This is a genomic window from Nonlabens ulvanivorans, assembly GCF_000732625.1.
In the GTDB taxonomy this organism is placed as follows: domain Bacteria; phylum Bacteroidota; class Bacteroidia; order Flavobacteriales; family Flavobacteriaceae; genus Nonlabens; species Nonlabens ulvanivorans.
Genome location: NZ_JPJI01000027.1, coordinates 1 through 5,963, shown reverse-complemented (window position 1 = coordinate 5,963; position 5,963 = coordinate 1). Strand labels below are relative to the sequence as shown.

Sequence of the window (5,963 nt, the reverse complement as noted above, 5' to 3'; positions counted from 1 at the left end):
TAGATCACATACATTATTTATACCATCTGCATCTGGGTCGTTTGCTGTAACCATACCTGCTGTTGCACCGTCTGTACATGGGTCTGGATTTACTGTTAATGTTGCAGAGCGTGTTTCTGAAATACATACATTATCATCGTGTGTTACGATGACAAAATATTCTGTACCATCTAAACCAGTTACATCATTTACGGTTAACATATTAGTGGTTTCACCACTATAGTTAGTATCTGCTGCAGAAATAGCTACGCCAGAGGTTTCTGGGTCACCTATGTACCACTGGTAGTTTAATCCTGCACCTGCGTTGCCTGGTGCACCATAATCTGGCATTCCTGCTGTGAATCCTGTAGAATTATCTGCGGTTGCCGTAACAGTGAACGTAACAGACTCACCTGTCGTAGCCGTTTGGTCTACAGGCTGCATTGCCGCAACATTAACTTGTGTTGCTAGTATTTCATTTCCGCTTACACCATCATAACCTCCCGTTGCAGGAGAACCTCCTGTAACAAGTCCGTCACTATTAACAGTAGTAGGTATTGTTCCTAAAATTCCATCATCATCATTATCTGTTCCTCCAGATTCCAATACATCATTACAACCATCGTTATCGCTATCTAAATCATAACAATCAGAAATCCCATCATTATCTGTATCTCTATCTAAAGGAGCCACGGCAATTGTCGATTGAGGTAAAAAATTCCATGCCATCACTACACCACTTCCTAAGTTACGACTATCAAATATATATTGTGATACTGTTGTCTGCGGATTATTAAAAGTAAAACTTGCGTTATGACCATTTGCATTTCCAGTCATGTTTAACAGAACATCTGAAGAATTCGAATCAACACCTGTTAAAGTATTAAATCTCCCAATATTAGAAATTACATTATTACCATCTTTATCAGAAACAATGAATACCCCAACATCATCAACTTGTGCAAGATCTACAGACACAACAGCTCCTCCAGGATTACCAGCATCTGCAGCATTGGTATTAATAGACCAACTTCCTAACGCACTCCATGCATATGCATCCCTAACATCAGTAGGATTGAGCGGTGCAGTTAAACTATTAACATCATTGATGCTTAAACTAGGAATTTGAAAAGGCGTTGGAGAATTTGTCGTTGTCCAGATTAACTCTACAAATTCATTATCATTTAATCCAGTACCTCCATTTGCAATAGCACCTGTAGTTAAATTAAAAGTTGCCGCATTATTCTGACCTGCTGCTTCAATGGTTTGAGGACCTATGTAGATATCAACAGCATAATTACCTGATGAGTCAGATATTCTAAGGCCTGAAGATCCATTAGGCACAGTACCTCCACTAGGAATAAAAGCAGAAGCAGGAATTGCTGATATTTGATTAAAAACGGTTAAGACACCTGGTTGATTACAACCTTCATTGGTATCCAGAATTCCATCATTATCATCATCTAGATCATCTTGATTTAAAACCAGATCACTATCACAGTCACCGGTCAAACCATCTTGCCCAGGAGGACATTGCCCATAACTAGAAAAAGCTATCAAAAACAGTAAAATGGTAGCTATAAAATTTTGCTTAAAAGAAAATTCAATCAAAAAAAATGATTTATTGTTCCATTTTAATACGGAAGGAGTTGTAATTTTTCCCATAAAATATATTTACTTTTAATAACACTTAATTTTTCTTGTTAGTTGTAGAACAATCTGAAAACAAGCAAAATGTCAGTTTATGATTTAATTAATTAGAAACACTTTTTAAAAAAGCGTTATACCTTGAGCATGTCTCAAAGTTCTACTTAACAAAATAAAACACACAATTTTTAAATTGTAGTTTTATATTTAATTAAATATATGCAAAGATATTTTAAGATTACATGTGTAGGAAAAACATTCGTTAAAAAACCTTTAAATACAGGTTAAAAAACAGATAAGTTACGATGAATGGTATAAAGAAAGAATGGTTTAGCACTTTTTAACTAAAATACTCATCATAATCGTTTAACTAAAGAATGATTTTATGAGTTGTATGAAAACAAAATATTAAGACTCCTCGCCAATATGAATAATCTGAACTTAAACTATTAATTTTTTCAGAAGCACTACATTTCAGGTTAAGGTAAATTTTTCAATTAAAATACGCTTTCGCGAAAGCATAATAAAAAATTATTTTAAAGTTGAAGTATTCTCTATTTTTGCGGTCTTATGAATAAGAAACAATTTGATAAAGAGGTCGCTAGACGCAGGACCTTTGGAATTATATCTCACCCAGATGCTGGTAAAACGACCTTAACAGAGAAACTGTTGTTATATGGTGGTGCTATACAGGAAGCTGGTGCCGTTAAAAACAACAAAATCAAAAAAGGCGCTACAAGTGATTTTATGGAAATCGAGAGACAGAGAGGTATATCTGTTGCGACGTCTGTACTTGCATTTGAATATAAAAATATTAAAATCAATATACTAGACACGCCTGGTCACAAAGATTTTGCTGAAGACACTTTTAGAACGCTAACTGCTGTGGATAGTGTTATAGTAGTGATCGATGTCGCTAAAGGTGTTGAGGAACAAACTGTAAAACTGGTAGAGGTATGTAGAATGCGCAACATACCGATGATTGTTTTTATTAATAAAATGGATCGTGAAGGTAAGGACGCTTTTGACCTTATGGATGAGATTGAGCAAAAACTAGGATTGAGAGTTACTCCTTTAAGTTTTCCCATAGGAATGGGTTATGACTTAAAAGGGATCTATAACATTCATAAACAGAACATTAATCTATTCACCGGTGCATCTTCTAAAGATATTCACAGCACTACTGCTATTGAGAACTTAGACGACAAGTTACTGGATCAACTGGTAGGTGATAAAGCCGCTGGAATTTTAAGAGATGAGCTAGAACTGGTTACTGGTATTTATCCTAATTTCAATAGAGAAGAATATCTAGCTGGAGATCTACAACCCGTCTTTTTTGGTAGTGCTCTACACAATTTTGGTGTTAAAGAATTACTCGATGGCTTTATAGAGATCGCACCTGCTCCAAGGCCTAAAAAGGCCGAAGAACGATTAGTACAGCCTAATGAGTCAGACTTCAGCGGTTTTGTTTTTAAAATTCATGCTAATATGGACCCTAAACATAGGGATCGTCTAGCTTTTATCAAGATAGTAAGTGGTGTGTTTGAGAGAAATAAAGCTTATAAACACATTAGACTTAATAAGAATCTTAAATTTTCTAGCCCTAATGCGTTTTTTGCGGAGAAAAAAGAAATTGTAGATGAGTCTTTCCCTGGTGACATCGTAGGCCTACATGATACTGGTAACTTTAAGATAGGCGATACACTGACCTCTGGTGAAACATTACATTATAAAGGAATACCAGCCTTTTCTCCAGAACACTTTAGATACATTAACAATTCTGATCCTATGAAGTCTAAACAGCTTGCAAAAGGTATCGATCAATTAATGGATGAAGGTGTTGCACAACTTTTTACTCTAGAACTTAATGGCCGAAAAATAATAGGAACTGTAGGTGCACTGCAGTTTGAGGTTATACAATACCGTCTAGAACACGAATATGGCGCATCCTGTAGCTATGAAAATTTAAATGTATACAAGGCCTGCTGGATAGAAACAAAGGACGTTAACAGCGCTGAATTTAAAGATTTTAAAAGAGTAAAGGCTAAGTTTCTTGCTCATGATAAGAGAGATCAACTAGTTTTTCTTGCAGATTCTTCTTTCTCGTTACAAATGACACAACAAAAATATCCTAGTATTAAGTTTCATTTTGTATCTGAGTTTGAACCTATGGAAGCATAGCTAACTGCATTTCAACTTTATAAACAAAAAAGCCTACAATCGTAGGCTTTTTTTGTTTAGTAATATTTAAAAGATTCTAATTACAATCACTGTATTGACCTAGACCTGTCACAATAAATTCTGAACGTCTATTTAACTGGTGTTCTTCTGGCGTACAATCTACTCCATTAGAACAGTTGTTAACTAACTGTCGTTCACCATAACCTTTAGCTGTAAGTCTAGAAGCGTTGATACCTTTTTCTATCAACCATTTTCTTGTGCTTTGTGCTCTTTTTTCTGATAAAACATCATTATAAGCATCAGGAGCTCTACTATCTGTATGTGATCTAATCTCTACAGATGTTTGTGGATATAACTCCATAAACGCTAATATCTTAGATAGCTCTAATGCTGCATCTGGTCTGATATTGAACCTATCAAAGTCAAAGTAAATATCTTTAATATTTAATAATGGTGCGATATCATCACAATCTACAATCTGAATTTTTTCATTCACCATAGCCAATGGCACATCTAAGAAATCACTTTGTGTAGGTGTTGTAAAAAGGTCCTCATCTGAAGAGTAATCCTCTTTTTCAGTTCTCACAAAGTATTGTTTACCACATTCTAATTTGAATACGTATTTACCGTTTGCTTTAGTAACTAATTGATCAACTTTATTATTGTTTGCATCCATTACCATTACAGTTGCCTTATCCATAGGCAAGCCTGTTTTCTCATCTGTAACGGTACCAGTTAGTATGATTTCACAGGCATCTTTAAGATCTTCTAATTGAACAAATCTATAGATATCATCGTCTCCTTGACCACCTGGTCTGTTAGAAGAAAAATACCCCATATTTGTGTCATCATTTATGATAAATGCAAAGTCATCATCTTCTGTGTTAGCAGGTTTACCAATATTGATAGGTAAACTTAAAGTTCCATCAGGATTTATGGAACTCGCAAATATGTCTAGACCACCTAGTCCTTGATGACCAGTAGATGCGAAGTATAAAATACCTTTTTTAGACACAAATGGGAACGATTCTCTACCTTCCGTATTAATTTCTGAAAGGTTTCTAATCTCTCCAAAACTACCATCCTCATTAATAGGTGCAACCCAAAGGTCGGATTTAGTGAATTCATCATTTGCCTCATAACCCATACTACCAGGCATATCACTTGTGAAATAAAGAAATTTACCGTCTGGTGATAACGCTGGGTGTGCTACTGAATATTCATCATTATTAAATGGTAGCTCAACTGGATCTGACCAAGACTTACCTTCTTTGGTAGACTTATAAATCTTCAATTTATTGATACCATCAATATCTTGTCTATAAACTCCAGCATTATAATTATTTCTAGTAAAATATATCGTCTTACCATCACTTGTAAATGTTGGTGTACTCTCATGATATCGGGTATTCAGAACCTTCGAAAATCTCTCTTCGTTAGACAGTTTACCTGCTTCGTCAGCATCTGCTACATATAATTGTAAAAAAGCCTGATCATTCCAACTGTGCGTTCTCTTTACAAAAGAGTTTGTATCTCTAGCCGTAGCATAAACTATTTGATCTGCGCCACCATAAAATGACGGACCAAAATCTGCAGTTGTAGAGTTGATTACTGCCGTATTTTCAATTTCAAAACGACCCGACTGGAAATCTATAATTTGTAAATAATCTGGTTGATCACTATAAGACTTAGATCGTGAATCGAAGCCTTTAAATGAATTAAACTTAGCCATTAACTCATCAGCTTCAGCATATCGCTTTACAGCTTTCAAAGATTGAGCATATCTAAAATAATATTCTGGAGCAAGTGATTCAGAATCTAAATCAAATAACTCTTTGTACCATTTGTATGATTCGGTTAATTCATCGTTGAAGTAATAAGTATCTCCTAATTTCGAAAGTATTTCAACATTTTTATACCCTTTTTCAACAACTTTTAAATAAATCTGCTGTGCATCAATAAAAGCAAACTTTTCAAATTCTTTATTTGCCTTTTTTACATCTTTTACTTGTCCGTAACTTATAAAAGAAACAAGGCAAATAAGAGTAATTAGTATTTTTTTCATCATTATGGTTGTGTTTAAAAGAATCGAGGCGTTATTATTCTATCGTAACTATTGAAAAGTTCAAACCTTACAAATAGCTCATAACTTCCAT

The 5,963-nt window shown here is 34.6% G+C and carries 2 protein-coding genes and 1 pseudogene; 1 reads left to right on the top strand and 2 read right to left on the bottom strand.

The annotated features are described in order from the left end of the window. Positions 1-1,644, bottom strand: a pseudogene (locus tag IL45_RS07200) (hypothetical protein); the annotation flags it as partial. A gap of 552 nt (positions 1,645-2,196) precedes the next feature. Here IL45_RS07200 and IL45_RS07195 point away from each other — a divergent pair. Continuing rightward, positions 2,197-3,807, top strand: a complete 1,611-nt coding sequence (locus IL45_RS07195; RefSeq protein WP_036582181.1) for a peptide chain release factor 3 — start codon at positions 2,197-2,199, stop codon at positions 3,805-3,807. A 76-nt stretch (positions 3,808-3,883) separates the two neighbouring features. Here the strand turns inward: IL45_RS07195 and IL45_RS07190 are convergent, their stop codons facing one another. Next, positions 3,884-5,872, bottom strand: a complete 1,989-nt coding sequence (locus tag IL45_RS07190) for an OmpA family protein (RefSeq protein ID WP_316930405.1) — start codon at positions 5,870-5,872, stop codon at positions 3,884-3,886. Positions 5,873-5,963: the final 91 nt, after the last annotated feature.